Below are 25,796 nucleotides of genomic sequence, written 5' to 3'. Positions count from 1 at the left end.
CACAGAATACTCCCTGTGCAACCACACTGTCGTCCTCGCCCATTGGCAGCGTTACATGGAGGTAGGTCAAGTGCAGTTCGGTCGCTACTTCGAGGAGTTCGAAATCGGTGCGGTGTACAAGCACTGGCCTGGCAAAACGGTGACCGAGTACGACGATCACCTGTTCTGCCTGATCACCATGAACCACCATCCGTTGCACATGGACGCGCACTATGCGGCCGAGACAACCGACTTCGGCAAGAATGTGGTGGTCGGCAACTACATCTACTCGCTGCTGCTCGGCATGTCGGTGCCTGACGTGTCCGGCAAGGCGATCGCTAATCTGGAAGTGGAATCGCTCAAACACGTCAAACCGACCTTTCACGGTGACACGATCTACGGCGAGACCGAAGTGCTCGACAAGACGCCGTCGAAGTCCAAGGACGACCGTGGGGTGGTCTACGTGGAGACCCGTGGGTACAAACAGGACGGAACCATCGTGTGTGTTTTCCGCCGCAAGGTGATGGTGCCGAAGCGCTCGTACGGCGATGCGCGCGGTGGCGAGCAGCCCGGCCGCCCGGAGCCAGTGGCCTGATGGCGACACTCGAACTGGCCAAGGCGCGGCTGACCAACTTCGCGGTCAACGAGGCCGCGGGCATCTCGCCGCTCTACGAGTTTTTGGCCACACACGCCAAGGACGACGACGAAGTTGCCGCTCTGCTTGCCGCGGCACCGGAGAATTTCGCGCACGGCACGCTGTTCTTCGCCGCCGCGCAACGCCTCGTTCAGGCCGAGCCGTGGATCGAGCTGGCCAACTACTACCTGACGATGGGCGGCAGCTACGGCCCGGACGAGCGGGTCTGGCCGCTGTTCCGCGAGTTCGTGCTCGAGCGCGCGGACAAGATGCGTGAGCTGATCTCCACGCGCACGACCCAGACCAACGAGGTCCGCCGGGTCGCGACGCTGTTTCCGGCCATCGCGCAGGCGGCGAAGGAAGCCAAGGGGCCGATCGGGCTGCTCGAGGTCGGCACCAGCGCGGGCCTGCTGCTCGGCGTCGACCGCTACGGCTACCGGTTCACCAACGAGGCAGGCGATCAGGTCAACGCGGGCCCGACGAAAACGCCGCTCGTGCTGACCTGCGCGGTGTCCGGCGAGCCGATGCCCAAGCTGCCCAAGAAGGTCGCGGTCGCGGCCAAGGTGGGTCTCGACCGCCGCCCGATCGACCTGCGCGACGAGGAAGAGCTCGCGTGGCTGGAGGCGTGCGTCTGGGCCGATCAGCCGGAGCGGTCACGCCGGCTGCGTGTCGCCGCCGAGATGCAGGAGAAGGACCGGCCGACCCTGGTCACCGGGGACGCCGTCGACGGGCTCGCTGAGGCGGCCGCCCAGGTGCCTGCCGAGCTCCCGTTGGTCGTTCTGACGAGCCATGTGCTGCCGTACATGTCCGACGAGCGGCGGCAGGAGTTCGTGGCCGCCGTGGCCTCGCTGGCGGCCGCACGGCCGCTGTGGTGGGTCAGCCAGGAGCACTACCTGGCCGCGATGACCTATCTCGTGCCCGGGCGGACGGACTTCGAGGACAGTTTCCGGGAGATCCGCGGGGTGCTTGGTCTCGTCCGGTGGGAATCCGGAAAGCCGGACACGCGGTTGCTCGGGCGGACCGGAGCACACGGCCAAACCCTTGTGTGGCTGTAGAAAATTCATGCACGAGGGAGCATGTTCCAGTCCCGGAGTGTGGGAGCAAGTCCATCGGTGAGCAAATTCGTCCGTTCGAGTGTGCCGAACGTCGCCAGGTCGATCCACGCGGCCTGCGCGGCGTCGTCCCCCGGGCGCAGAAGGCCGCCGATGACCCGGCATTCGTAGTCGAATATCTCGTACAAACCGCTCGCAGCCGGCCGGGTGACAGCACCCACCAGACGGCCTATCGAAACCGTCAAACCGGTCTCTTCTCGCAGCTCGCGGGCCACAGCGACGGGGTCGGACTCGCCCGGTTCGACCCTGCCGCCCGGTATCGACCACAGGCCTTCGCCGGGGGCATGGGCACGTTGAATCATCAAAAGACGGCCATATGTGTCGTGGGTCACCCCTCCGACACACCTGATCTTACGAACGACCCCACCTGGCATGAATACGTAGCGTAGCGAGATTTCGGTTCGCCGTCCGAGCGTGTGCTCCGAGTGCTGTACAACTCTCGTCAGCCGCCCACTGGGTGCGGTACAACGGTTTTCAACAGGCGCCACTGGGTGCGGAGAAGGACGGGGTTGGTCATCGTGAACACGAAGAAGATCCTCGTGTTGACCGGAGTCGCTTTGCTCGTGTTCTTCCTGGTAACTCAACCGCAGGCGTCTGCGGGCATTGTCACCAACATCATTGGCACGATCAGGGACGCTGCGGAAGCAATTGTTACGTTCGTCAGCCATGTGTTTGCCGGGTAGGCGCGAGATACTGGAGCCATGTTCGCGCCCAGGGATCCAGACGAGTACCTGCTCGACTCCGAACGACGAGTGATCCGGGTTCGCCGGCATTGGGCAGTGCTGGCGTGGGATGTCTTCGAAGCGGCAGCGCTGTTGGCTGTCGCGGTGATGGTGTCCTACATCCTGCCTGCCTCGATGTGGCTGTTGCAGAACGTGTTGTGGTACGCGGCTTTGATCGTGCTGCTCCGCTTCGCCTACCTCGTTCTCGAGTGGTGGGTGGAGCGGATCGTGGTGACCGACAAACGGTTCATGATGACGACCGGTGTCTTCACCACGAAGGTCCTGATGATGCCGATCGGCAAGGTGACGGACCTCACGTACGAGAGATCGTGGGTGGGCAGGCTGTTCGGCTACGGCACGATGGTTGTCGAGTCGGCCGGTCAGATCCAGGCGCTGAACCGGATCAACTATCTGCCCAAGCCAGAGCAGGTCTACGACGCCATTTCGGAACTGGTGTTCGGTGACAAGAAGGCGCAGGCCGAGCGGTTCTCGATGATCAAGGCCAAGAAGGCGGCCTTGGGCAAGCAGAAGAACGGCTGACGTCGAACACCATGCCATGCAGCACACTGGATGGCATGGTGATCGATCTGCACACGCACTCGTCCGTCTCGGATGGCACGGACACGCCCACGGAGCTGGTCACCAAGGCGTCCGCGGCAGGGTTGTCCGCGATCGCGCTGACCGACCACGACACGACGGCCGGTTGGGACGAGGCAGAAGCGGCGCTGCCGGACGGCTTGTCGCTGGTCAGAGGTGCCGAGCTGTCCTGCACCTCGCCCAACGGGCGCGGCGGCACGGCCACCGTGCACCTACTCGCATACCTCTTCGACCCGACCGCCCCGGCGATCGTGGCCGAACAATCCCGCCTGCGCGCGGAACGCCGTGCGCGGCTGTACAAGATGGCCCAGCGCATGGCCGAAGATGGCTATCCCGTCGACCCTGACGCGTTGATGGCGTCCTTGCCCGCGGATTCGCCGGCCGGTCGTCCGCACTTGGCGATGGCGTTGGTCCAGGCGGGTGTCGTATCCAGCGTCGACGAGGCCTTCGGGGTGTTCCTCAACTCTCGCGGCCGGTTCCATGTCGGCCGCAGGGACACTCCCGTGCACACCGCGATCCAGATGATCGCCGACGCGGGCGGCGTGACCGTCCTCGCGCACGCTTTCGCTCACCACCGCGGGCCAACCGTAACCGCGGACGTGATCAAGGAGATGGCCGCTGCCGGGTTGACCGGGCTTGAGGTCGACCATCCCGATCACGACGCCTCGGTTCGTGCGGAGCTGGGGGAGCTAGCCGTGGATCTGCGTCTGATCAGGACCGGGTCAAGCGACTACCACGGCACCAACAAGACCATCAGGATCGGCCAGGAATCCACCTCACCGGAGGCTTTCGACGAGCTGGTGTCCCGCGCCTCCGGTGTCCCGTTGCTGCGCGGCTGGAGCCCCTCGTGAGTGGTTATGCGTGTTCTAACCCTGCTAACCACTCACGAGGGCTGAGCTGGGGTTTTGGCTAGGACAGGTGGCGGCGGACCAGCCGGAACGTCAGCCAGGTCAGCAGCGCCGTCAAGACGAGGTAGAACGCGGTCTCGATGGCTTGCAGCGCCCAGAATCTGCTCGCGGGCTGATACGTCAGCTGCTGCTGATAACCGAGGCTGCTGAGCTTGGCGAAACACGTCTCCCGATAGTTCTGGGGCGGCGGCACGCGCAGGCTCGGCGCGGGCAGATTGCATTCGGCGAGTCCGGCGGCTTCGCCGAGCATGACCTTGGTGCCGCTGGCGTCGATGGTGTCGTTGGACAGCAGCCACGAGTTGGGCACGGTCTCGGTGCCGAGGTCGGTGATCTTGCCGGTGTTGTCGATCCTGGTCAGGGTGATGGTGTCTTCGTTGATCGCCAGGGTTTGGGTGTCCGGCGGCATCATGTGCGGGCGGAGCAGCAACGGGACCACGAGCTGCACGACGACGTAGAGCACGAGCGTCGCGGCCATCGCCACCACCGTGCGCCGAAGCAGAATCCCAATGGTGACACCGAGAATGAACGCGAAGGCGGCGTAACCCATCGGCACGATCCCGCGTGCGATGAAGACAAGAGGTTCTATCCTGGCGCCGTAACTTCCGGTGGCCCCCACGGTGTCGATCGGGTTCGCCCACCACGTGACCACAAGGCTCGCCAGCCCGCTGGCCACGATGGCAGCCAGGCCCGGCAGTCCGAGTTTGACCACGAGCCAACGGCCGCGCGTGACGGTCTGGTTCCACACCAACCGATACGTGCCCGTCTCCAGTTCGCGGGTGATCAGCGGCGCGCCCCAGAAGGCGCCGATGACCGCCGGGAGGCCGTACATCGCCATCAGACTGAGGTAGTAGAGCCACTCGTCGCGCCCGGTGAGCAGGTTCGACATCGCGAACGCGTCGGTCGCTGTCGGGAGCCGGAAGATGAGCAGCGCCAAGGCGAGGGCTGCGACGATGGCGCCGATCGCCGCGGCAGGGAACCGGAATTGCCGCCAGGTCAACCAGATCATCGTGCGACCTCCAGTACGGGACGGGTCTGCGGGCGGCTCATGTAGGCCAGGACGAGGTCCTCGATGGTGACCTGCTCGACCGACCATGCCGGGTCGAGAATCGGCTCGGTCGTGCGGATGAGCAGCGTGGTCTGCCGGTCGGTGTGGCTGGCCGAGATGACCTGCTGGTCGCGGGGCAGTGTGTTGACGTCCCGGCGCGGGCCGGTCAGCCGGAAGTGCGTGGCCAGCAGTTCGTCGAACTCGCCGGTCATCCGGATGCGCGACTCCAGCAGGACGATCAGGTGATCGCAGACCCGTTCCAAGTCGGCGATGAGATGCGACGAAAGCACGACACTGAGCTCATGCTCGGCCACAGCCTCCATCAGATCCTGAAGGAACTCCCTGCGCGCCAACGGATCCAAGGCGGCGACGGGTTCGTCGAGCAGGAGCACCTGCGGCCGTTTGGCGATGCCGAGGGTGAGCGCGAGCTGGGCGCGCTGGCCGCCGGAGAGCTTGCCTGCCTTCTGCGCCGGATCCAGGCCGATCTTGGTGATCCGCTTGTACGCCAACGCATTGTCCCAGTTCGGGTTGAGCTCGTAGCCGAGCCGCAGGTGATCGGCGACCGTCAGGCCTGCGTAGATCGGCGTGTCCTGCGCGACGAACCCGACCTTGGCCAGCTGCTCGGCGCCACTCCCCGGGCGCCCGCCGCATACCTCGATCGTGCCTTCGGTCGGCGTGAGCAGGCCTGCGGCCAGGTTGAGCAGCGTCGACTTGCCGGCGCCGTTCGGGCCGACAAGCCCGGTGACGTGACCCGCCGGAATTTCCAGCGTGCAGTCGGTGAGTGCCCGCCGCCGCTTGTACTTCTTGCCCAGCCCATGGGCTTCGAGGATCATGCTATGTCCTCCTGTGCGGCGGAGCGAAAGGTCGTGGTGAACAGGGCCTCGATGCTTTCCTCGTCGAGTCCTGCCTTGCGGGCCTTGGCCAGCCAGTGCTGCAGGTCCTGCCGTAAACCGGCAAGGGCGGCGTTCGCTCCGCCGTTGAGCGTGGCCGTGACGAACGTGCCCACGCCGGGGCGTGCCGCGACGAGCCCGTCGTGTTCGAGCTCTCGGTAGGCCTTGAGCACCGTGTTCGGGTTGATGGCCAGCTGCGCGACGACGTCTTTGACCTTCGGCAGCTGGTCGCCCTCGTGTAACAGGCCGAGTCGCAGCGCGTGCCGGACCTGCTGGACCAGCTGTTGGTACGGCGACAGGCCCGACCTGCCGTTCAGATGGAACTCGATCACGACTTCCTCCATTTATCTATCTAACTGGCACTATAGGTAAAGTCGGGGCTGATCGCCACCGTGAGGGTCGTGAGTGGTTATGCGTGTTCTAACCCTCATAACCACTCACGAGTCGCTACCTGCGGTTTTGCGTGTGTCCTGTTTGGATGTGCTCGTGGCACTGGCTGACTACTTCGACGCGCGGATGTTCACCGCGACCACCATCACGCTGGTGGTGATCATGGATCCGCCCGGCACCATCCCGGTCTTCCTCAGCCTGGTCGGCCGCAAGTCGCGGGCGGCGCGGGCGAAGGCGGCGATGCAGGCGGTGCTCGTCTCGCTGCTGGTCATCAGCCTGTTCGCGGTCGGCGGGCAGGCCATCCTGTCGTACCTGCACATCGGCATCCCGGCACTGCAGGGCGCTGGCGGCCTACTTCTGCTGATCATCGCGTTGGACCTGTTGAGCGGGCGCGGCACGGCTGAGCCGCAGGAAGTCGAGGACGTCAACGTCGCCTTGGTCCCACTGGGCACGCCGTTGCTGGCCGGGCCGGGTGCGATCGCGGCCACGATCGTGTTCGTCCGGCAGGCGGAGGGTAAGACCGGTTCGTACGTCGCGCTCACGCTGGCGATCTTGGCTGTGCATTTCCTGCTGTGGATCTGCCTGCGTTTCTCCGGCGTGGTGATCCGGTTGATCAAGGAGAGCGGCATCACGCTGCTCGCCAAGATCGCAGGTCTGTTGCTCGCGGCGATCGCGGTACAACTCTTGGCCGACTCCGTCCGCGGTTTTGTCAGTGGTTCCGGGTAGCTTGGTGGTGTGCAAGGGCAGCTCGGATTCGACAGCATGCCGAAGAAACTCGTTCGGGTGACGCCGTCGAAGTTGGCGACGTGGGTGGATTGCCCACGCCGCTATCGAATGACGTACATTGACCGCCCGACACCGCAAAGAGGTGGCGCGTACGCCCACAGCACCCTGGGTGCCGTGGTGCACAACGCCTTGCGGGCGTTCTTCGACCTACCGCTGAACAAGCGGACGGCCGAAACCGGCGCGGCCCTCGTGACAACCCATTGGAAAGACGACGGTTTCGCTGACTCAGGTCAAGCTGCTGTCTACCGTGAGCGCGCTCGCGAATGGGTGGCCCGCTACCTCTCGGAGACGGACGTGTCGGTCGACCCGATCGGTCTCGAACGCTGGGTGTCCGCACCAGCGGGCACGATCGTGGCCGAAGGACGAGTCGACCGGATCGACGACCGCGACGGCGAACTCGTGATCATCGACTACAAGACCGGTCGCCAGGCACTGACCACCGACGATGCCCGCGGCTCCCAAGCGCTCGCGATGTACGCGATCGCGACGACACGCACCCTGCGCCGCAAATGCAGGCGCGTGGAACTTCACCACCTGCCGACAGGCGAAGTCGCAGTCTGGGAGCACACCGACGAATCACTGGCCCGCCACCAGAAACGCGCGGAGGAAACAGCGGAGGAACTGCAGCTCGCGGCGGACACCTTCGACGCGGGCGGCGATCCAGACGTGTTGTTCCCGCCGCAAGTGGGAAGGCAATGCTCATGGTGCGACTTCCGTCGCCACTGCCCAGAAGGTCAAGCAGCCGGGCCGCCGACGGCCCCGTGGGGGATGTTGCCGCCGTGAAGCCAGAGCAAGTGACCGAAGAACTCCCAACCCAGAACCCACACGCGAACACAAACGCGGTGACGGACAAATACCCAGCTCAGAACCCGTATGGGGGAGCTGGACGGCATGCGGCGGCTGAAGAGCGCCCAGCGCGCCACTCCCGGGCCGAGGACGGATCGGGTCGCGCAGCGACGGGACCTCGGAGACCGCAGTCTGCCGAGGAGGCTTCTGCTCGCCGGTCGCGTGCTGGCGCTGGGGAAGGCCCGGAGGCGCGGAGCCCGCAGGCCGCAACCGAGGACCTTTCTGCTCGCGGTTCGCGTGTGGGGATGGAGCCGGTGCAGAATCCGCGCTCGGCTGGGGGAGGCTCAGTTCGCCCGGCCGCGGATGGCCGGATCCCTCATGCGGCCACTGAGGAGCTCTCTGCTCATCGTTCGGTTGCCGGGATTGAGCCGGTGCAAAACCCGCGGCCGGTGGCTGATGAGCGTGCTGCCCACGCATCGCGTGCTGGCATCGACCCAGTCCAGAACCCGCGGGCCGAAGACAACCCCACCGATGACCGTCCCAAACGTCGGAAGGGCCGCTTCTGGCGCGAACTCACCGGAGCACTGGCCGCGGGCCTGGTAGTGCTGGCCGTCGCCATCTTTGTCCTCCAGATCATCTCCTGGAGCAAGGGAGTCCCGGGTCTTGGCGTGGTTGAGCTCATTGGCCACATCGTCGCCGCAGGCCTGGCGATCTACGCGCAACGCACGGTCAACCGCAGCTCCGGGCGCCCAGCGATGATCGCAGGTCTGGGGATTGGCGTGATCACCTTGCTCGTACTCGTTCTCTTCTGGTGGATCTAGGCCAGCCACATCCGCCACGTCGACAACAGCACACCAAGCAGCGCCTCGGGGTTCTCGACGGCCGGTGAGTGCCGGGCGCCTGGGATCACGGCGAAGTCCGCGTCCAGTCGCTCAGCCATGTCCCGCTGGGCCGCGATGGGCCAGGCGTCATCCTCGGCGCCGCAGGCCACCAAGCATGGGGTCGCAGTGGTTTCCAGTTGCCTGGCAAGACTGTCGACGAGGTCGCTCTCGGTCCGCAGCCCCATCGCCATGCCCAGCAAGCATTCCGGGGTGGTCCGCCGGAACCGCTCAGTCAGGAACTCCCGCAGCTCCACGGAAAGCTGAAGCCAGCTCGGGTCGTTCTCATACATCGCCTTGCGGAAGCTCGCCAGCGCCTCAATACCGTGCTCACGCAACACAGGCTCGGCCAAGTCCAGCATCTTGCGACGAGGGCCGATCGGCAACTCCTCCGGCCCACTGCTGAGCAGAGTCAGCCCGCGAATCGGCGCCCCCGCGAGCACGGCCCCGCGCGCGACCAAACCGCCGTACGAATGCCCAAGCACAAGAATCGGACGTCCATCAGCGGCCAGTTTCCCGACCAGCTCGGCGATCAAACCGCCAAGTGCGGCAGGCAGATACGCGTCCAGCTCAACCGGCCCAGGCGACTCGTACTGCCCAGGAAGGTCGATCGCGATCGGCTCGATTCCCGCATCGGCAATGGGATCAAGCAGCGGCACGAAGTCCTCTTTGGACCCTGTATATCCCGGTACCAGCAAGGCAATCGGGCCCTGGCCGGACACCGGACGACGCAGCGCCGCCAGCGGGCCGTAGCGGCCGGGAAGGTCGACACGCCTCGCTCCGTGCGGGCTGACCTGCGACGGGGTCATCGGAGTGCGACCAATGTCGAGCCGCGCTGTTCGAGCACCATCGGACCGAGTGTGGACATCTGCACAGGCCCGTTGTACTCGTCGCGGTTGACCGCTGTCTGCGCGACACGCGCGCCGGTCACTGGATCGGTCACCAGGTATGCGTCCTTTACTGGTAGCAACAGGTATCCGGCGAAGATCACGCCGGGGCCGAGGGTGTTCTCCACTGTCCATAGCGGACGGAAGTCCGTCGATGTCAAACCGATCGTCCTTGTTCCGGTGAACCAGAACACCGCTTCGTTCGACTTGGTCACGGAGACGACACCGCGTGCGGGGTCGTTCGCGAAATCTGATTCCGGCACCGAGATCGGGTATTCGCCGATTCTTTTGCCTTCGCTGTCGTACACCTGAATCCGGGACGGGTCGGGCAGCGCGATCGCCGTGTAGTTCTCGTTCATCGCGATGATCTGCGCACGCGAGCCGCCAACTGTGTTGCTGAAGAACACAATTGGTGTGTCGCTCTCGTTTTCTTTGCCGTCCGGGTTGTAGACCGTGAGCCGGTCGTCGCCTGTCACGGTCGCGTCGCTGGCCGAGGGGCATCGTTCGATCACGCCGATTCGACCTTGTGTCACCGCGATCGAGCCGTACGTGCAGCCGACGCGCGGTTGCTTGTCCGGGTTGGCGATGTCCGGAACGGCGCCGTACTCCATCGTCTGCACGAGGTCGTTGCGCCACGTGTTGATCAGGCGCTTTCCGGTCGTGGTCAGGTGCGAGCCGCCGGACAGCAGTTGAGTGTCCTTTTCGGCGTCACCGTTACGTTGATGGTCGCGTTCGCCAGTGGTCGCGTCGAGCGACGTGACCTCGCTGCAGTTCCCCTGCTTGTACGGGTCGTTCGACGACAACGCGTTGGAAGGCTTGCGGAACAACGCAACCGCGTCGTTGAAACCTTCACCGACTGTGCACAGTGGAATGTCGCGGGCGTAACGCCAGCGCTCCTTGCCTGTCAACGGGTCGCGGCCGATGACTTCCCTGCCGTTACCCGTGACCACAGTCGGGCCGACCGCGACGGGGATCGGAGTCGCGTCGCTAGGCGCCCGCCACGCTTCGCCGAACGACGGCGGGAGCGTGCTGGGCGCCTCTGGCGTTTCCACGTTGTCTGACGCGGTTTGCGAGGACGTCGCGGCGAAGTCGCTGGTCGTGCCGATCAGCGCCCAGCCAGCGACCACCGCGACCACGATGAGCGCCACGGCGATGAAGTCGCGCCGCCGATGGAACGACGTGCGCGGTGGCCGTGGCGGGTCGTCGTGGACCGGACCGTCGAGCACATCCTCCGTGCCGTGCCCGTCGTGGTCGGCGGTGTCCGGCACGTCGTCCTCCTCGCGAATGCTCGTAAAGTCCTTACTTCACGGTACTCACGAGGTTTCGCCCGCGTCACGCGCCACCTCGACGCCTGCGCGGCGACGCGTGCGCTGGCGTCGTGGCTTGTCAGCGGCCTTCTCGGTGGTTTCCTGAACTGCGGGCTTCTCTTCAGCGGCTGTGACGTCCTCGCCTGCGCGACGGCGCCTGCGCTGACGCTGCCGTGGCGGACGCTCTTCGCCGTCACCAGCCGGAGCCTCGTTGGTCCGCGAAGACGAGCGGGTGCTGCGGGAGCCGCTGCGCCTGCGCCTCTTCTTGCCGCCGGTCAGGTCTTCCTCGATCTCGGCGTCAAGGCCTGCGCGGGTCCGCATCTCGTCCGGCAGTTTGCCGGTTGCGTCAGACGGAACGCCCAGGTCGGAGTACAGGTGGTCGGACGTGGAGTACGTCTCGACCGGCTCGGGCATGTCAAGGCCGAGTGCGTCGCTGATGGACTTCCAGCGGTACTCCTCGTCCCAGTCGACCAGCGTGATCGCGACGCCGGTGCGCCCGGCGCGGCCCGTGCGGCCGATCCGGTGCACGTAGGTCTTCTCGTCCTCGGGGCACTGGAAGTTGATCACGTGCGTGACGTCGTCGATGTCGATACCGCGCGCCGCCACATCGGTCGCGACCAGCACGTCCACCTTGCCGGACCGGAACGCGCGCAGCGCCTTCTCACGAGCGCCCTGACCGAGGTCGCCGTGCACGGCCGCGGCCGCGAAACCGCGCTCGGCCAGGTCGTCGGCCACCTTCTGGGCGGTCCGCTTGGTCCTCGCGAAGATCATCGTCAGGCCGCGGCCCTCGGACTGCAGCGCCCGTGCGACGATCTCTTCCTTGTCCAGCGAGTGCGCGCGGTAGACGAACTGACGGGTGCGCTCGTGAATGGCGCCTTGGTCGTTCTCCTCGGCGCGGATGTGCGTCGGCTGGCGCAGGAACGTGCGGGCCAGCGTGATGATCGGGCCGGGCATCGTGGCCGAGAACAGCATGGTCTGCCGCTCGTCGGGCACCATTCCGAGGATTCGCTCGATGTCGGGAAGGAAGCCGAGGTCGAGCATCTCGTCCGCCTCGTCCAGCACCAACGAGCGGACCTTGCCGAGCACCAGGTGACGCTGTTCGGCCAGGTCAAGCAGTCGGCCGGGCGTACCGACGACCACGTCGACGCCCTTGCGCAGTGCCGAGATCTGCTGCTCGTACGGGCGGCCTCCGTAAACCGAAAGGATCCGCACGCCAAGGTGCTTGCTCGCGTCGGTCAGATCGTGCGTGACCTGCAGACACAGCTCACGGGTCGGCACGACGACAAGCGCTTGCGGGGTGCCGTCGCCCGGCGTCTGCAGCCGGTGCAGCAGCGGGACGCCGAACCCGAGGGTCTTGCCCATCCCGGTCCGGGCCTGGCCGATGATGTCGTCGCCGGACATGGCCAGCGGGAGCGTGAGCTCCTGGATCGCGAACGTGCGATCGATGCCGGCGGCGGACAGGGCCTTGACGATCTCGTCACGGACGCCGAACTCGGCGAAGGTCGGGGAGTCGCCCCTGACCGGAGCGCCTGCCTGCAGCGGGTGGGACGTGTCAGTGTCGGGAACGCCGGCTTCGCTGTGTTCCAGCGCTACCGGGTCCAGATTCTCTTGGGTAGAACTCAGGGTGATCGCCTCTCTTTACCAGTGCGCACTGCCCTGGTTGGGCCGCTCGACCGCTGCTCGGCGCTGGGGCGCCTGCGCGGGAGGGCCAGCGTGGCGTGCACACACCCTCCACGTGACGGGCTTGGCCGTCACTGTCATACAACGTCGCCTCACGGCGTTGGGTACGCCGGGCGTCACACCGAGTCTACCTGGGCTGTCCTGCCGTTACGCTCACCGCCATGAGCGAGGCTGATTCTGTGGTGGACTCCGCACGGCTACAGGATGGAGTTGTTGATCTACTGGGCGTGCTGGCCTACGGCGAGCTGTCGGCGTTCGACCGGCTGGCAGAGGACGCCCGCAGCGCGCCGACCCTGGCAGGGCGCGCGGCGCTGTCGGTGATGGCGGCGGCCGAGATCGGGCACTACAGCAAGATCGAGCAGTACCTCACCGCGCACGGCGTGGCGCCGACCGAGGCGATGCAGCCGTTCATCCAGCACTTCGAGAACTTCCACGCGTCGACCCCGCCGCGCAGCTGGCACGAGTCGATCGTGAAGGCCTACGTGTTCGACGGTCTCGCGGCTGACCTCTACAGCCAGCTGGCGAACTGGCTCGACGAGTCGACGAAGGCACTGGTGCTCGGTGTGCTCGCCGACACAGGGCATTCGGCGTTCGCTGAGCGCGAAGTCCGCGCGGCGTGTGAGGCGGACCGGACGCTGCGCGACAGACTGACCTTGTGGGGCAGGAGGCTGCTGGGCGAAGGGTTGACGCAGGCCCAGTACATCGTGGCCGAACGCGACGGGCTGACGGAGCTGATCGTGACGGGTTCCGGCGATCTCGCGGGAATCGCGGCGCTGTTCCGGCGGTTGCAGCAGGCGCACGGCAAGCGGATGACCGCGCTCGGACTCGGATAATCTGCTCCCATCACCAAGAGGCACAAGCTGGAGGTCAGCGTGGAGGTCAAGATCGGCGTGGTGGACAGCCCAAGGGAGCTGCTCCTCACGAGCAACCTGTCGCCCGACGAGGTTGAGGCGCTGGTGGCCGACGCGCTGAAGAACCCCGCAGGCCAGCTCACCCTTGTCGACGACAAAGGCCGCCGCTACATCATCCCGGCCGCTCGCGTGGCCTACGTGGAGATCGGCACCGCGGACACCCGCAAGGTCGGTTTCACCGTCAAGTCCTGAAAAGACTCGTGAGTGGTTATCAAGGTTAGAACCTTGATAACCACTCACGAGGTCTTTTAGGCCGTCAGGTCTGTCTGGAACGGTGGCGTGCTCGTCCCGGTGATGCGGTACCTGTTCCACGGATCCGGATCGGACACTTCGGCTGCGGCCTCGCCTTGCGGAGTTCGTACCCTCGCGGCGGTCTTCTTCCCGCCTGCCAGGGATGCCAGTTCAGAGCTTTCCCGCACGCGGCCGTACCAGTGGTAGTAGCCGTCGATCGGCTGGAAGTACCCGCGCAGCTCCACTTCGACGGGGACCTCTTTGTCTCCGACCAGCAAGGTCGCCGGACCGGTGTAGCCCTCTTCGTCGTGCTCGGTCACTGGATTCTCCTCAGCTGAACGACTTTGTTCACTTCGAATGGCTTGTCCGGCGCTATTTGCACGTTGTGCTGACGCAGGAATCCGTCGATCGCGGCCCAGATGATCGTGGTGAGGTATTCGACGATCGCGTCCCGTGACATCGACCGGCGCTCCAGCCACCATTCCCCGGTCGTCTGGACCATTCCGACGATCGAGTAGGCCCATGGTTCCGCCGCGCCGGAATCCAGGTTCAACGCGCGCATGTAGTCGCCGAGCAAGCTGGTCAAAGCCGCGGCGATCAGCTCTTTGTCCTCACGGACCGGGTCTGAGTCCACCGGACGGTCGCCAAACGACCGACGGGCGAGCAGCCGGTACAGGTTCGGGTAGTCCTCGATCACGCCGAAGAAGGCGTCGAGGCTCTTGCGGATCCTCGGCACCGGGGCTTCTTCGCGGTTGATCGCCGGGATCAGCCGCTCGAACAGGATTTCCGTGCCTCTTTGTCCCAATGCGACAAAGAGGTCTGCTTTGTCGGTGAAGTGGCGGTAGAGCACGGGTTTTGTTACGCCTGCTGCCTGCGCGACGTGGTCCATGCCCAGGTCGGGGCCGTGTTCGGCGAGTGCCCGCAGTGCTGCTTCGACGAACTCCTCTCGGCGGGCAGCTCGGTGTTCACGCCAGCGCTCGCGCCGTGCGTCGCCCTGTCCCTTGACACGTTCGCCCATGCCGCTGCATGCTACCAGAAGTAACTGTTACTTCCGGTAACGCTTAAAGGGGTGTTCCGATGAGCCGCGCGTTGCGAGTTGCCCAGGGTTCCGACCGTGAGAAGACCGCCGAGCGGTTGCTGAACTCATCGGCCGACAAGTTCTACGACCCCGAGGTCGACATCGACTGGCAGGCACCGCTCCGGGAGAACATGCGGTACGCGCCGGATCACCGGATTTCCTTGTACGGCACGGGACTGTGGGATCAGCTGACGCCGGAACAGCGCATCGAGCTCGGCAAGCACGAGGTCGCCAGCATCGCGAGCAACGGCATCTGGTTCGAGGTCCTGCTGATGCAGATGCTGCTCAAGGAGGTCTACCGGATCGACCCGACCACGCGGCACGCCCAGTACGCGCTGACCGAGATCGCCGACGAATGCCGCCATTCGACCATGTTCGCGCGCGCCATCGAGCGAGTCGGCGCGCCTGCGTACGGCCCGCCGCCGATCCTCAAGAAGCTGGGCAGGCTGCTGCCGGTGATCGGTTACGGCCCCGCGCTGTACGGCTCGATTCTGATCGCCGAGGAGATCCTCGACCGCATCCAGCGCGAGAGCATGGCGGACGAGAACGTCCAGCCACTTGTCCGCATGGTCAACCGGATCCACGTCCTCGAAGAGGCACGTCACGTCACGTTCGCGCGCCAGGAAGTGGTACGCGGCATGGAAAACCTGCGCAAGTGGGAGCTGCCGTACCAACGTCTGCTGATCGCGGCCGTGGCCTTCGCGATCACGCGCAGCCTGATCAACCCGCGCGTCTACAAGGCCGTCGGGCTCGATCCGAAGCACGCGGCCAAGGTCGCGCTGGAAAACCCGCACCACCAGGAAACCTTGCGCTGGTCGGGCGAGCGGATCATGAAGTTCCTCGACGAGGCCGGACTGGTCGGCGCCCCAGGCACGCGCTTCTGGAAAGCCTCTTTCCTGATCGCATAACCCCAGCTCAAAGCTCGTGAGTGGTTATTCGTGTTCTAACCTGGATAACCACTCACGAGTGTTGGAGTGGGTATCCGCCGCCGATTCCGCGCCAGGCCAGCGTCGAGATCAGCTTGACCGCCTCGGCCTTTTCGATCGGACGGTTGCTGGCCAGCCATGACTGGGCCGCGACCTGGCTGGCACCGACAAGGCCGACCGCGAGCAGCCGCGCGCGCTCCTCGTCCATTCCGGCATCGGCCGTGATCGTCGCGGTGATGGCGTCGACGCATTCCTTTGTCGCCCGCTCGATCGTCTCGTGGACTACCGGTTCGCCGCGAATGTCCGACTGGAACACCAGGCGGAACGCCTCGCCTTCGCTGTCGACGAAGTCGAAATACGCACCGACAGCCGCCTGGACACGCAGTTTGTTGTCCGTTGTGGACTGAAGCGCGCCGGTCACACCGGCGATCAGCTCGTCCGCGTGGGTCTGCAGCAGCGCCATGTACAGCTCGAGCTTGCCGGGGAAGTGCTGGTAGAGCACTGGCTTGCTGACACCCGCGCGCTCGGCGATCTCGTCCATCGCGGCAGCGTGGTAGCCGTTAGCTGCGAAAACGTCCTGCGCCGCGGCAAGCAGTTGCGCGCGCCGGGCGGTCCTCGGCAGTCTTGCGCTCTTGGTGCCCTGCTGCATCGTTTCCGACATTCGGCCTCCTCGCTCCGCCCCAAACCTTACTCGCCGGTATGTCGGACCGGCGGACGTCTCGATATTCGTCCGCACAAAGATGCCGCCACGTCCATGCACACTGGACTGATGAACGTGACCAGTGAGCGGGCCCCGCTGACCCGAGTTCCCTTGTCCGACGCGCCGCGCCCGCCACTGGACACCACCCAGCTGGCCTGGCCCGGCGAGTTCGTCGAATCGGGCGGCGTACGCCTGCATATCCGCAGGACACCGGGCCCAACCGATGAGACAGCGGTCTTCGTGCACGGCCTCGGCGGGTCGTCGAAGAACTGGACAGACCTGGCCGCGCAGCTGTCTCTGCACGCCCAGGGCATAGCGGTCGACCTGCCCGGCGCGGGCCAGACCGAGCCGCCTGCCGGGTACAAGTTCGATCTTGTCGAGCACGCCGAGACGCTCGCGAAATTCCTGCGTGGCCTCGACCTCGGGCCGGTGCACCTGTTCGGCAACTCGATGATCCTCGCGGCGAAACACCCCGATCTGGTGAAGACGCTGACCCTGGTTTCGCCCGCGGTGCCGGACCTCAGACCGTTCCCGAACCGGATGTCCGACCCACGGATCCCGTTCGCGATGATGCCGATCGTCGGGCCGCGATTCCGCCGTCAGCTCGCCATGCTGACGCCAATGCAGCGCGCTCAACAGCTGGTCAAGCTGTGTTTCGCCAACCCAGCGCTTGTCCCGCCGCACCGGCTGGAGGAGACGGCGGCCGACTTCGTCGAACGCGCGAAGCTCTCGTGGGCCGCGCAAGCCCTGATGGCCACGACGCTCGGGCTGTTCCGGGCGTGGCTCGTACCGCCGAAGCAGTCGCTCTGGCGGATCGTGCCGCAGATCACCGCGCCGACGCTGGTGATCTGGGGCACCGAGGACAAATTGGTTACTGTCCGTAAGGCCCCGCGGACCGCTCGGCTGCTCCCGAAAGGGCGGCTGCTCGTGCTGCCGAAAACCGGTCATGTGGCGCAAATGGAGCGGCCAGAGACGGTCGCGCGGGCAGTACTTGGACTTTTCGAAGCCGAAAAAGACGGAACCTGGTAGAGGCCGAGTCGCGCATTCGTTATCAGAGAGTGATGTGGCACCCTGTATGCCGTGAGCCGGAAGACCCAAGGAGGAGAAGTCTCGCCCCCGAAAAAGTCACGCTCCGGAACGGCACGTGGACCGGTGGGCCGCCGTGCGGGTGATGATCGGTACGAGCGTGGAGGCCGCCGCGCGTCCGGCGAACCGCTCGCCGCGGCATGGCAACCGGACGAGCACAACGCCGAGGAGTCCTTCCGGCGACTGCCACCGGTCAAGAAACGCGGTCTTCTCTCTGTTTACGGCTGGCGGCTGTACGCGATCCCGATCCTGCTGGTGATCACCGCGCTGGTGGTGTGGGACACCACCAAAGCCGGGCCGTCCCTCGAGGCGCAGGCGACGAACAACGGCACCGCCGCGGACACGTTCGGCGGCGACAATGAGGTGCCCACGGACACCCCCGATGCCACCGAACGCGCGGTCACCCCGATCGACGCCAAGATCCCGACCGCGGACCTGCCGCCCGGCGCGGAGTTCACCAAGGCGGGCACCGGCGATTTCCGGGTCATTCCGGGAAACGGCCCGAAGGTCGGCCAGGGCACCAAGCAGACCTACACGTACACGGTCGAAGTCGAGAACGGCATCAACGCCGCCGAAATGGGTGGCGGCGACGACGCGTTCGCGGGCCTGGTCGACCGGACATTGGCCGAGCCGCGCGGCTGGACGAGCGATCCCCGCATCGCCGTGCAGCGCGTGACCGACAAGCCGCAGGTGCGCATCTCGCTGACCACGCCCGAGACCACCCACAAGCTGTGCGGCCGCACGATCCCATATGAGTCCTCGTGCCGGTTGTCACGTGACGGCCGGGTTGTCATCAACCTCGCTCGTTGGGTGCGCGGCGCGCTGGCGTTCAACGGCGACAGCGGCAACTACCGGATCTACGCCATCAACCATGAGGTTGGTCACGCGTTCGGCCGTGGTCACGAGGGCTGTCTGCAGGCCGACGGGCTTGCGCCGGTGATGATGCAGCAGACGTTCGGCGTGAACAACAACTACGTTGCCCAGCTCAACGACGCGGTCCCGGGCACACGTGACCCGGTCAAGGCCGACGGCAAGGTCTGCAAGGTCAATCCGTGGCCCAATCCGCAAGGAAAAGCGCCGGGCACCTGATCCCGCAATGTGGGCATCTGGAATGAGTCCGGCCCGCGGCGGTGTTGGATTGGGGGCAACGCTTAGGAGGAGTCGATGCCCAGTAGTTCGCTGCCGCCGCTGGTAGAGCCCGCTGCGGAGCTGACCAAGGACGAGGTGGCCCGCTACAGCAGGCACCTGATCATCCCAGATGTTGGAGTCGACGGTCAAAAGCGACTGAAGAACGCTCGCGTGCTGGTTGTCGGTGCAGGCGGCCTGGGGAGCCCGGCGCTGCTGTACCTGGCGGCCGCCGGTGTCGGCACGCTCGGGATCGCGGACTTCGACGTGGTCGACGAGTCGAACCTGCAGCGCCAGGTGATCCACGGCGTGTCGGACGTCGGCAAGCCGAAGGCCGTCTCGGCCCGCGAGTCCATTGCCGAGATCAACCCGTTCGTCACGGTGAACCTGCACGAGGCGCACCTGAACTCGGAGAACGCGCTCGAGATCTTCCGTGACTACGACCTGATCCTCGACGGTACGGACAACTTCGCGACCCGGTACCTGGTGAACGACGCCGCGGTGCTGCTGGGCAAGCCGTACGTCTGGGGTTCGATCTTCCGGTTCGAAGGCCAGGTCAGCGTCTTCTGGGAGGACGCGCCGAACGGCCAGGGCCTGAACTACCGCGACCTCTACCCGGAGCCGCCACCTCCCGGCATGGTCCCGTCGTGCGCCGAGGGCGGCGTGCTCGGCGTGCTCTGCGCGTCGATCGGTTCGATCATGGTGACCGAGGCGATCAAGCTGCTGACCGGGATCGGCGAGCCGCTGCTGGGCCGGTTGATGGTGTACGACGCACTGGAAATGTCGTACCGGACGATCAAGATCCGCAAGGACCCGGAAAGCCCGAAGATCACCGAGCTGATCGACTACGACGCGTTCTGCGGTGTGGTGTCGGACGACGCGCAGAAGGCGGCGGCCGGTTCCACGATCACCCCGCGCGAGCTGAAGGAAAAGTTCGACCGGGGCGACAATTTCGCGCTGATCGACGTCCGCGAGCCGCACGAGTACGAGATCGTGTCCATTCCTGGCGCGGTGCTCATTCCGAAGGACCGGATTCTCTCCGGCGAGGCACTGGCGCAGTTGCCGCAGGACAAGCCGATTGTCCTGCACTGCAAGTCCGGTGCCCGCTCGGCTGAGGCCCTTGCGGCATTGCACAAGGCCGGATTTGCCGACGCCGTGCACGTGGGCAGCGGTGTTCTCGGCTGGGCACGGGACGTTGACCCCAGCCTGCCGACATACTGACCTGTTTTCCCAGCGTGCGCCTCGTGAGTGGTTAGCCGTGTTCTAACCCGCATAACCACTCACGAGGTGGCTAAGGCGTGGCGGGGCTGGATATTGGTGCGGGACGCGGTAGCGTGCCTGCCGATGGGTACTCCGAAGCCGCCTCCACCACACGTCCGTGCCGCATTCGGCGCACGGGACGCGGAGCCGGAGTTGATTGACGCCGGCCCGATGTGGCGATGCGGGGACGGCGCCTTCAAGCCGGCCAGCAGCCCCGCCGAAGCGGCTTGGGTTGCCAAGGCGCTTGGCGACCTGCACGTGCCAGGGCTCAGGATCGGCCGTCCGTTAAGGAGCACCGACGGCCGGTGGGTCGTTGGCGGCTGGGCCGCGTACCGGTTCATCGAAGGCCACGCCGAGCCGCGACACGACGAGGTCATCTCGGTGTCCCTGACGCTGCACGAAGCCCTCAAGAGCCTGCCGAGGCCGCGGTTCATCGACGCCCGTCAGGACCTTTTCGCGATCGCCGACCGGGTGGCGAGCGGCGAGCTGGACATGCCGTTAAAACCCGATCGCGGCGGCGAGCTCTTCGCCGAGCTGGACGCCAAGCAGAAGCCCGCAACGCTGACCAAGCAGGTCGTGCACGGTGACCTGTTCGGGAACGTGCTGTTCGTCGGGGACGAGGACCCCGGATTGATCGACTTCCGGCCGTACTGGCGGCCGCCGGAGTGGGCCGCCGCTGTCGTTGTGGTGGACGCGTTGGCGTGGGGTGGCGCCGACGATGGCATCATTGGCCGGTGGTCGCACCTGTCCGAATGGCCGCAGACCATGCTGCAGGCGTTGCTTTTCCGCCTTGCCGTGCACGCGTTGCACCCGCGTTCTACCGCGGAGTCGTTGAAGGGCCTCGCTCGCGTGGCCGAGCAGGTCGATCAGCTTCTTTAGCACCTCACGGCGAATTATGTCCCGCTGAGCAGGCAATGTCGCACAGCCGAAACACGGCCGCATCCCTAGGTAACAACCGCTCCTTAGCGTTTGCCGCGTGACGGCCAACAGCACTGAGACGCATTGCCCCTACTGCGCGCTCCAGTGCGGGATGATACTGGAAGGTGCCCTGGTCACGCCGCGAGAGTTCCCAACGAACCGCGGTGGGTTGTGCCAGAAGGGGTGGACGTCCGGGGCGTTGCTGTCCAATCCGGTGAGGCTTACGAAACCGTTACTGCACGGCAAACCTGTGACGTGGGACACGGCGTTGGACTTCGTGGCTTCGCGGATTGAGCGAATCCAATGGGAGTTCGGGCGTGACGGTATGGCCATCTTCGGCGGCGGGGGACTCACCAATGAGAAGGCTTACGCGCTCGGCAAGTTCGCGCGAGTCGCGCTGAAGACCTCGCAGATCGACTACAACGGCCGGTTCTGCATGTCGTCGGCCGCTGCCGCTGGCAACAAGGCTTTTGGTGTGGACCGCGGGATGCCTTTCCCCGTCACGGATCTTGACGACGCGGACATGATTCTGCTTGTCGGCGCGAACCCGGCGGAGACGATGCCGCCGTTCATGCAGCACATCAAGGCCGGGCTGATTGTGGTGGATCCGCGCCGTACAGCCACTGCCGAGCGCGCCATGCTGCACCTGCGACCCGCACCGGGCACGGATCTCGCGCTGGCACTGGGAATTCTGCATGCGGTGTTCAGCGAGGGGTATGCGGAACACGATTACATCGAACGCAGAACGCAGGGTTTCGAGGACGCTTGGCGTATCGCCGCCGCATGGTGGCCGGAGCGCGTCGAGCGCATCACCGGCGTGTCAGCGACGGACCAGCGCGCGGTCGCTCGAATGCTTGCCAAAGCCAAGAACGCCTACATTCTCACCGCTCGCGGCACGGAACAGCACGCTTCCGGCACTGACACTGTGAGCGCGTGGATCAACCTAGCGCTTGCTCTGGGACTGCCGGGAAAGCCTGGCAGCGGCTACGGATGCCTGACCGGGCAGGGAAACGGCCAAGGCGGCAGGGAACATGGCCAGAAAGCCGATCAGCTGCCGGGATACCGGAAGATCGACGACCCCGCGGCCCGCGCCCATGTCGCCGAAGTGTGGGGCGTTGACCCGGATTCTTTACCAGGGCCCGGCCGGTCGGCATATGAACTGCTCGATGCGCTGGGCCGCCCGCACGGGCCGAAAGGCCTGCTTGTCTTCGGCAGCAACCCAGTGGTGTCCGCCCCACGCGCGTCGCACGTCACCGAACGCCTGAAGGACTTGGATCTACTGGTAGTAGCGGACTTCGTGCCGAACGAGACAACGGCTCTGGCTGACGTCGTCCTGCCGGTGACCCAGTGGGCCGAAGAAGAAGGCACGCTGACCAACCTCGAAGGTCGCGTCCTGCACCGGCGGCCGGCCTTGCAGCCACCGCCGGACGTCCGATCAGATCTGGAAGTCCTGCAGGAATTGGCGATCCGGCTCGGTGCACCGGCCAAGGCGTTCCCGACGATCCCTGAAGAGGTTTTCGACGAGCTCGCCAAGGCTTCCCAAGGCGGAATCGCGGACTACTCCGGTATCACGTACGCGCGCCTGCGTGACGGCGAAGCTCTGCACTGGCCGGTGCCGTCTTTGGCGCATCCCGGAACACCGCGGCTCTTCGAGGACGAATTCGCCCACCCAGACGGCAAAGCCAAGTTCATCCCAGTCGACCACAAAGGACCAGCCGAACCACCGGACGATGAATTTCCTTTGCGGGCAACGACAGGGCGGGTTCTCGCGCATTACCAGTCAGGTGCACAGACCCGTCGGATCGACGAACTGGTGAAGGCCGTCCCAGAGTCCTATGTGGAAGTCCACCCGGACACGGCCGAGCGCTCGGGGCTGAGCAACGGCGACATGGCGAAGGTCTCGTCGCGACGCGGTGAAGTCCAAGCACGCGTGCGGTGTGTGGCCTCGATGCGTCCGGACACGGTGTTTCTGCCGTTCCATTTCCCTGGCGAGAACAGTGCGAACCGATTGACCAATCCGGCGCTCGACCCCACCAGCCGGATGCCGGAGTTCAAAGTCTGCGCGGTCCGACTAGCCCCTTGGGGGAGCTCATGAGTCCACGTCAGATAGTCATCGCCGGTTACGGTATGGCCGGTGCCCGGCTGGCAGAGGAGATCCTCCGGCGCGAGCCTGAAGGCATCTCACTCACTATCCTCGGCGAGGAGCAACACCTGGCGTACAACCGGGTGCTGCTGTCCGCTGTGGTCGCCGGGACGATGAAGCCACAGAACGTCACCCTGCACGGCCAGGAATGGCACGACCGGGTCCGGCTTGGTGTGAGTGTCACCGAGATCGACAGGGACACCCGCAAGGTGACCCTGACCGACGGCAGCACGATCGGCTACGACATCCTTGTGCTGGCAACGGGAAGCCGGTCCTGGATCCCGCCAATCGAAGGTTTGGCCCCGGACGCCCCTGGCGTGCATACTTTTCGCACACTTGACGACTGCGCGGGAATTCTTGCGGCCGCGCGTCCGGGTGCGCCGGTTGCCGTGCTGGGCGGGGGACTGCTCGGCATCGAAGCCGCGCGTGGACTGGTTGGCAGAGGCTGCCAAGTGACAGTCGTGCACCCGGTCGGTCATCTGATGGAACGCCAGCTTGACCAAGCAGGCGGCAAGGTTCTCGCCAAACAACTGTCCACATTGGGTGTTGAGGTGAAGCTCGACGCCAAGGTGAACGGGTACGTCCCAGGTGATGGCCTCAAGCTCGAAGACGGCTTGGTGCCAGCGGACATGGTCGTGGTGACGGCAGGCGTGAAGCCGGAAACCGATCTGGCTGTCAAGGCAGGGCTTGATGTCGACAGGGGAATCCTGATCGACGACAGCCTGCGTACCAGCGATCCGCGCATCCACGCGATCGGCGACTGCGCGCAGCACCCGGGAACCATGGCAGGACTAGTCCAATCGGCTTGGGAACAGGCCGAAGTTCTGGCCGACCTGTTGACTGGCAAGAACGTCGCCAAGCGGTACCACGGAACACCGATTGTCACCAGGCTCAAGGCACGCGATGTCGACTTGGCGGCGCTTGGCGAGGTGCACGTCGACACGGACGCTGAAGACGCCGAAGTCCTGTGCCTCAACGACCCGACGCGCGGTCGTTACGCCAAGCTTGTCGTCAGGCAGGACCGTGTCGCCGGAGCGATCCTCATTGGAGCTCCGGACGCGGCCGCCACGATCACCCAGCTGTACGACAGCCGAGTTCCGGTTCCGTCGGACCGTCTCGCCGTCCTTTTGGGACGAGCGCTGCCGTCGGAAGTAACCCCTGCGGGAAGTCCCTCCGAGTTGCCGGGCAGCGCCCTGGTTTGCCGGTGTAACTCGGTTACGAAAGCGCAATTGGTCACGGCGTGGCGTGCGGGCGCCACGAGCGTGACAGACCTGGCGTCGGCAACGAGGGCGACGACTGGGTGCGGCAGCTGTAAGGACGCAGTCTGCGGCATTGCCGACTGGCTCTCGACCACGACGTAAGGACGAACATGAAGCGTATCGGTGGCCGGTGGATCGACCAGTGGGAGCCGGAAGACCAGACGTTCTGGGACAACGGCGGACGCAAGATCGCCGCGCGAAACCTGTGGTTCTCGATTTTCGCCGAGCACCTCGGCTTCTCGATCTGGACACTGTGGTCGGTGATGGTCTTGTTCATGGGCCCGCAGTGCGGTTTGTCCGCCGGTGACAAGTTCCTGCTCGTCTCGACGCCGACGGTGGTCGGTGCGCTGATCAGGATTCCCTACACGTTCGCACCGGCGAAGTTCGGAGGTCGCAACTGGACGATCTTCTCGGCGTTCCTGTTGCTCATCCCGACCATCCTGGCCGCGACCGTGATGCAGCCAGGTACCTCGCTTGGCACCTTCATGCTCGTCGCCGCGCTCGGTGGCGTCGGTGGCGGTAACTTCGCCTCCTCGATGGCCAACATCAACGCGTTCTACCCGGAACGCCACAAAGGCTGGGCACTCGGCCTCAACGCGGGCGGTGGAAACCTTGGTGTGGCGGCGATTCAGCTGATCGGCCTGTTGGTGATCAGTACAGCGGGCCTGAGTGCGCCGCGGATCGTGCTGTTCATCTATGTGCCGTTGCTGATCCTTGCCGCCATCGGCGCGATGCTGTTCATGGACAACCTCGGCACGATGAGTGGCGACACCAAGGCATTGCGTGAAGTTGTCAAGGATCCGCAGTCCTGGGTGATGTCGTTCCTCTACATCGGCACCTTCGGTTCGTTCATCGGCTACAGCTTCGCGTTCGGTTTGGTGCTGCAGAACCAGTTCGGCCGGACACCACTGCAAGCCGCCTCGCTGACGTTCCTCGGACCGTTGGTTGGATCACTGATCAGGCCGGTTGGCGGGTGGTTGTCCGACCGTATCGGTGGCGCGAAGGTCACGTTCTGGACGTTCCTCGCGCTGGCCGCCGGAACCGCTGTGACGATTCTGGCGTCGAACATGAACTCCCTGCCGGTGTTCGTCGGCGGCTTCATCTCGTTGTTCATCTTCTCCGGGCTTGGCAACGGATCCACGTACAAGATGATCCCGGCCATCTTCCGTGCCAAGGCGCAGTCCGACATCGAGGCCGGAGCTGACGAGAAGTTCGCATTGCTGCGGGCCAGGCGGCTGTCCGGCGCCCTGATCGGCCTGGCAGGCGCCATCGGCGCACTGGGCGGGCTGTTCATCAACCTGGCCTTCCGTGAGTCGTTCATGACGGCCAAGACCGGAATCCCCGCATTCGTTGCGTTCCTGGCCTTCTACGCGGTCTGTTTCGTTGTCACGTGGGCTGTCTACCTGCGCAAACCGTCCTCGGTCAAGGCCGCGGAGCCTGCCCTCTCACGTGTCTGACCTGCGACGGGAGATTCCTTTAACGCGCCGGAAACACAGCAGAACCCGGTTCGACACGCTCACAACCCAGCATTGAGGACGTGCCCAACAGGGAGGACACA

General features: G+C 65.3%; 28 protein-coding genes. 18 read left to right on the top strand and 10 right to left on the bottom strand.

Annotated features, from left to right (window positions below):
* The first annotated feature begins 70 nt into the window (after positions 1-70).
* Together LWC34_RS37250 and LWC34_RS37245 are read left to right on the top strand one after the other, a co-directional pair.
* The gene (locus LWC34_RS37250) at positions 71-574 is read left to right on the top strand and encodes a MaoC family dehydratase (protein ID WP_233729928.1); all 504 of its coding nucleotides are present in this window, start codon (positions 71-73) and stop codon (positions 572-574) included.
* The gene (locus tag LWC34_RS37245) at positions 574-1,668 is read left to right on the top strand and encodes a DUF2332 domain-containing protein (RefSeq protein ID WP_372496701.1); all 1,095 of its coding nucleotides are present in this window, start codon (positions 574-576) and stop codon (positions 1,666-1,668) included. Before LWC34_RS37250 ends, LWC34_RS37245 begins: the two co-directional genes overlap by 1 nt.
* Positions 1,669-1,673: 5 nt before the next feature.
* On the opposite strand, the gene LWC34_RS37240 is transcribed toward LWC34_RS37245, so the two are convergent.
* Positions 1,674-2,099, bottom strand: coding sequence for an NUDIX domain-containing protein (locus tag LWC34_RS37240; protein ID WP_233729927.1), 426 nt, complete (start codon positions 2,097-2,099; stop codon positions 1,674-1,676).
* Between the two features lie 144 nt (positions 2,100-2,243).
* Here LWC34_RS37240 and LWC34_RS37235 point away from each other — a divergent pair, with 144 nt between their 5' ends.
* Genes LWC34_RS37235 through LWC34_RS37225 form a run of 3 tightly spaced genes read left to right on the top strand, consistent with a single transcriptional unit; the run spans position 2,244 to position 3,895 of the window.
* Positions 2,244-2,408 carry a hypothetical protein gene (locus LWC34_RS37235; protein ID WP_233729926.1) on the top strand — a complete coding sequence of 55 codons (165 nt, stop codon included), beginning with the start codon at positions 2,244-2,246 and terminating at the stop codon, positions 2,406-2,408.
* Positions 2,409-2,426: 18 nt separating this feature from the next.
* Entirely contained in the window at positions 2,427-2,987 is a 561-nt protein-coding gene (locus LWC34_RS37230) for a PH domain-containing protein (RefSeq protein ID WP_233729925.1), read from the top strand.
* Between the two features lie 35 nt (positions 2,988-3,022).
* A complete protein-coding gene (locus LWC34_RS37225; RefSeq protein WP_233729924.1) occupies positions 3,023-3,895 on the top strand; it encodes a PHP domain-containing protein in 873 nt (290 codons plus the stop codon).
* Between the two features lie 58 nt (positions 3,896-3,953).
* Here the strand turns inward: LWC34_RS37225 and LWC34_RS37220 are convergent, their stop codons facing one another.
* The 3 genes from LWC34_RS37220 to LWC34_RS37210 are packed head-to-tail and all read right to left on the bottom strand — an operon-like array spanning position 3,954 to position 6,219.
* Entirely contained in the window at positions 3,954-4,958 is a 1,005-nt protein-coding gene (locus LWC34_RS37220; protein WP_233729923.1) for an ABC-2 membrane transporter-related protein, read from the bottom strand.
* Positions 4,955-5,830, bottom strand: coding sequence for an ABC transporter ATP-binding protein (locus LWC34_RS37215; protein WP_233729922.1), 876 nt, complete (start codon positions 5,828-5,830; stop codon positions 4,955-4,957). Before LWC34_RS37215 ends, LWC34_RS37220 begins: the two co-directional genes overlap by 4 nt.
* Positions 5,827-6,219 (bottom strand): GntR family transcriptional regulator, encoded by a 393-nt coding sequence (locus LWC34_RS37210; protein WP_233729921.1) that lies wholly within the window; start codon positions 6,217-6,219, stop codon positions 5,827-5,829. The genes LWC34_RS37215 and LWC34_RS37210 overlap by 4 nt, the downstream gene beginning before the upstream one ends.
* A 154-nt stretch (positions 6,220-6,373) precedes the next feature.
* Here LWC34_RS37210 and LWC34_RS37205 point away from each other — a divergent pair, with 154 nt between their 5' ends.
* The 3 genes from LWC34_RS37205 to LWC34_RS37195 all read left to right on the top strand — a co-directional run bounded on the left by LWC34_RS37205 (position 6,374) and on the right by LWC34_RS37195 (position 8,670).
* Positions 6,374-7,003, top strand: a complete 630-nt coding sequence (locus tag LWC34_RS37205; protein ID WP_233729920.1) for a MarC family protein — start codon at positions 6,374-6,376, stop codon at positions 7,001-7,003.
* Positions 7,004-7,012: 9 nt separating this feature from the next.
* Positions 7,013-7,846, top strand: coding sequence for a RecB family exonuclease (locus LWC34_RS37200; RefSeq protein ID WP_233729919.1), 834 nt, complete (start codon positions 7,013-7,015; stop codon positions 7,844-7,846).
* Between the two features lie 452 nt (positions 7,847-8,298).
* Positions 8,299-8,670 carry a hypothetical protein gene (locus tag LWC34_RS37195; RefSeq protein ID WP_233729918.1) on the top strand — a complete coding sequence of 124 codons (372 nt, stop codon included), beginning with the start codon at positions 8,299-8,301 and terminating at the stop codon, positions 8,668-8,670.
* Here the strand turns inward: LWC34_RS37195 and LWC34_RS37190 are convergent.
* From LWC34_RS37190 to LWC34_RS37180, 3 genes are read right to left on the bottom strand one after another with little or no spacing between them, the layout of a single operon-like run.
* The gene (locus LWC34_RS37190; RefSeq protein WP_233729917.1) at positions 8,667-9,536 is read right to left on the bottom strand and encodes an alpha/beta fold hydrolase; all 870 of its coding nucleotides are present in this window, start codon (positions 9,534-9,536) and stop codon (positions 8,667-8,669) included. The genes LWC34_RS37195 and LWC34_RS37190 overlap by 4 nt on opposite strands.
* Entirely contained in the window at positions 9,533-10,882 is a 1,350-nt protein-coding gene (locus tag LWC34_RS37185) for an Rv3212 family protein (RefSeq protein WP_233729916.1), read from the bottom strand. The genes LWC34_RS37190 and LWC34_RS37185 overlap by 4 nt, the downstream gene beginning before the upstream one ends.
* A gap of 45 nt (positions 10,883-10,927) precedes the next feature.
* Positions 10,928-12,550 carry a DEAD/DEAH box helicase gene (locus tag LWC34_RS37180; RefSeq protein ID WP_233730962.1) on the bottom strand — a complete coding sequence of 541 codons (1,623 nt, stop codon included), beginning with the start codon at positions 12,548-12,550 and terminating at the stop codon, positions 10,928-10,930.
* 212 nt (positions 12,551-12,762) lie between these two features.
* Here LWC34_RS37180 and LWC34_RS37175 point away from each other — a divergent pair, with 212 nt between their 5' ends.
* Both LWC34_RS37175 and LWC34_RS37170 read left to right on the top strand, forming a co-directional pair.
* Positions 12,763-13,434: a ferritin-like fold-containing protein gene (locus LWC34_RS37175; RefSeq protein ID WP_233729915.1), complete on the top strand. Its 672-nt coding sequence runs from the start codon at positions 12,763-12,765 to the stop codon at positions 13,432-13,434.
* Between the two features lie 39 nt (positions 13,435-13,473).
* Positions 13,474-13,704 carry a DUF3107 domain-containing protein gene (locus tag LWC34_RS37170; protein ID WP_233729914.1) on the top strand — a complete coding sequence of 77 codons (231 nt, stop codon included), beginning with the start codon at positions 13,474-13,476 and terminating at the stop codon, positions 13,702-13,704.
* A 56-nt stretch (positions 13,705-13,760) separates the two neighbouring features.
* Here the strand turns inward: LWC34_RS37170 and LWC34_RS37165 are convergent, their stop codons facing one another.
* Together LWC34_RS37165 and LWC34_RS37160 are read right to left on the bottom strand one after the other, a co-directional pair.
* The gene (locus LWC34_RS37165) at positions 13,761-14,063 is read right to left on the bottom strand and encodes a DUF4873 domain-containing protein (RefSeq protein WP_233729913.1); all 303 of its coding nucleotides are present in this window, start codon (positions 14,061-14,063) and stop codon (positions 13,761-13,763) included.
* Complete coding sequence (locus LWC34_RS37160) at positions 14,060-14,761, bottom strand: TetR/AcrR family transcriptional regulator (protein WP_233729912.1); 702 nt, start codon at positions 14,759-14,761, stop codon at positions 14,060-14,062. Before LWC34_RS37160 ends, LWC34_RS37165 begins: the two co-directional genes overlap by 4 nt.
* 59 nt (positions 14,762-14,820) lie before the next feature.
* Here LWC34_RS37160 and LWC34_RS37155 point away from each other — a divergent pair, with 59 nt between their 5' ends.
* A complete protein-coding gene (locus LWC34_RS37155; RefSeq protein WP_233729911.1) occupies positions 14,821-15,729 on the top strand; it encodes an AurF N-oxygenase family protein in 909 nt (302 codons plus the stop codon).
* Positions 15,730-15,781: 52 nt separating this feature from the next.
* Here LWC34_RS37155 and LWC34_RS37150 read toward each other — a convergent pair whose 3' ends face one another.
* Positions 15,782-16,408 (bottom strand): TetR/AcrR family transcriptional regulator, encoded by a 627-nt coding sequence (locus LWC34_RS37150; RefSeq protein WP_233729910.1) that lies wholly within the window; start codon positions 16,406-16,408, stop codon positions 15,782-15,784.
* Between the two features lie 108 nt (positions 16,409-16,516).
* On the opposite strand from LWC34_RS37150, the gene LWC34_RS37145 reads away from it, so the two are divergent.
* The 7 genes from LWC34_RS37145 to LWC34_RS37115 all read left to right on the top strand — a co-directional run bounded on the left by LWC34_RS37145 (position 16,517) and on the right by LWC34_RS37115 (position 25,695).
* Positions 16,517-17,476: an alpha/beta fold hydrolase gene (locus tag LWC34_RS37145; protein ID WP_233729909.1), complete on the top strand. Its 960-nt coding sequence runs from the start codon at positions 16,517-16,519 to the stop codon at positions 17,474-17,476.
* Between the two features lie 51 nt (positions 17,477-17,527).
* Positions 17,528-18,622, top strand: coding sequence for a DUF3152 domain-containing protein (locus LWC34_RS37140; RefSeq protein ID WP_233729908.1), 1,095 nt, complete (start codon positions 17,528-17,530; stop codon positions 18,620-18,622).
* A 75-nt stretch (positions 18,623-18,697) separates the two neighbouring features.
* Positions 18,698-19,879: an adenylyltransferase/sulfurtransferase MoeZ gene (moeZ, locus tag LWC34_RS37135; protein ID WP_233729907.1), complete on the top strand. Its 1,182-nt coding sequence runs from the start codon at positions 18,698-18,700 to the stop codon at positions 19,877-19,879.
* A 123-nt stretch (positions 19,880-20,002) separates the two neighbouring features.
* A complete protein-coding gene (locus tag LWC34_RS37130; RefSeq protein WP_233729906.1) occupies positions 20,003-20,797 on the top strand; it encodes a TIGR02569 family protein in 795 nt (264 codons plus the stop codon).
* A gap of 151 nt (positions 20,798-20,948) precedes the next feature.
* Positions 20,949-22,931 (top strand): molybdopterin oxidoreductase family protein, encoded by a 1,983-nt coding sequence (locus tag LWC34_RS37125; protein ID WP_233730961.1) that lies wholly within the window; start codon positions 20,949-20,951, stop codon positions 22,929-22,931.
* Positions 22,928-24,340 (top strand): FAD-dependent oxidoreductase, encoded by a 1,413-nt coding sequence (locus tag LWC34_RS37120; protein ID WP_233729905.1) that lies wholly within the window; start codon positions 22,928-22,930, stop codon positions 24,338-24,340. Before LWC34_RS37125 ends, LWC34_RS37120 begins: the two co-directional genes overlap by 4 nt.
* An 8-nt stretch (positions 24,341-24,348) precedes the next feature.
* Positions 24,349-25,695: a nitrate/nitrite transporter gene (locus tag LWC34_RS37115; protein WP_233729904.1), complete on the top strand. Its 1,347-nt coding sequence runs from the start codon at positions 24,349-24,351 to the stop codon at positions 25,693-25,695.
* Positions 25,696-25,796 lie beyond the last annotated feature (101 nt).

It is taken from the genome of Kibdelosporangium philippinense (genome assembly GCF_021390435.2).
GTDB lineage: Bacteria > Actinomycetota > Actinomycetes > Mycobacteriales > Pseudonocardiaceae > Kibdelosporangium > Kibdelosporangium philippinense.
Note: the sequence above shows the minus strand (reverse complement) of the source record. Positions and strands in the feature narration are given on the sequence as shown.

Excerpts from the sequence above, each read along its gene's own strand:
- LWC34_RS37125 (WP_233730961.1), top strand. The coding sequence starts at position 20,949 with ATGATACTGGAAGGTGCCCTGGTCACGCCGCGAGAGTTCCCAACGAAC.
- LWC34_RS37130 (WP_233729906.1), top strand. The coding sequence starts at position 20,003 with ATGGGTACTCCGAAGCCGCCTCCACCACACGTCCGTGCCGCATTCGGC.
- LWC34_RS37150 (WP_233729910.1), bottom strand. The coding sequence starts at position 16,408 with ATGTCGGAAACGATGCAGCAGGGCACCAAGAGCGCAAGACTGCCGAGG.
- LWC34_RS37155 (WP_233729911.1), top strand. The coding sequence starts at position 14,821 with ATGAGCCGCGCGTTGCGAGTTGCCCAGGGTTCCGACCGTGAGAAGACC.
- LWC34_RS37115 (WP_233729904.1), top strand. The coding sequence starts at position 24,349 with ATGAAGCGTATCGGTGGCCGGTGGATCGACCAGTGGGAGCCGGAAGAC.
- LWC34_RS37215 (WP_233729922.1), bottom strand. The coding sequence starts at position 5,830 with ATGATCCTCGAAGCCCATGGGCTGGGCAAGAAGTACAAGCGGCGGCGG.
- LWC34_RS37220 (WP_233729923.1), bottom strand. The coding sequence starts at position 4,958 with ATGATCTGGTTGACCTGGCGGCAATTCCGGTTCCCTGCCGCGGCGATC.
- LWC34_RS37190 (WP_233729917.1), bottom strand. The coding sequence starts at position 9,536 with ATGACCCCGTCGCAGGTCAGCCCGCACGGAGCGAGGCGTGTCGACCTT.
- LWC34_RS37160 (WP_233729912.1), bottom strand. The coding sequence starts at position 14,761 with ATGGGCGAACGTGTCAAGGGACAGGGCGACGCACGGCGCGAGCGCTGG.
- LWC34_RS37120 (WP_233729905.1), top strand. The coding sequence starts at position 22,928 with ATGAGTCCACGTCAGATAGTCATCGCCGGTTACGGTATGGCCGGTGCC.
- moeZ (WP_233729907.1), top strand. The coding sequence starts at position 18,698 with ATGCCCAGTAGTTCGCTGCCGCCGCTGGTAGAGCCCGCTGCGGAGCTG.
- LWC34_RS37175 (WP_233729915.1), top strand. The coding sequence starts at position 12,763 with ATGAGCGAGGCTGATTCTGTGGTGGACTCCGCACGGCTACAGGATGGA.
- LWC34_RS37240 (WP_233729927.1), bottom strand. The coding sequence starts at position 2,099 with ATGCCAGGTGGGGTCGTTCGTAAGATCAGGTGTGTCGGAGGGGTGACC.
- LWC34_RS37230 (WP_233729925.1), top strand. The coding sequence starts at position 2,427 with ATGTTCGCGCCCAGGGATCCAGACGAGTACCTGCTCGACTCCGAACGA.
- LWC34_RS37245 (WP_372496701.1), top strand. The coding sequence starts at position 574 with ATGGCGACACTCGAACTGGCCAAGGCGCGGCTGACCAACTTCGCGGTC.
- LWC34_RS37145 (WP_233729909.1), top strand. The coding sequence starts at position 16,517 with ATGAACGTGACCAGTGAGCGGGCCCCGCTGACCCGAGTTCCCTTGTCC.
- LWC34_RS37225 (WP_233729924.1), top strand. The coding sequence starts at position 3,023 with ATGGTGATCGATCTGCACACGCACTCGTCCGTCTCGGATGGCACGGAC.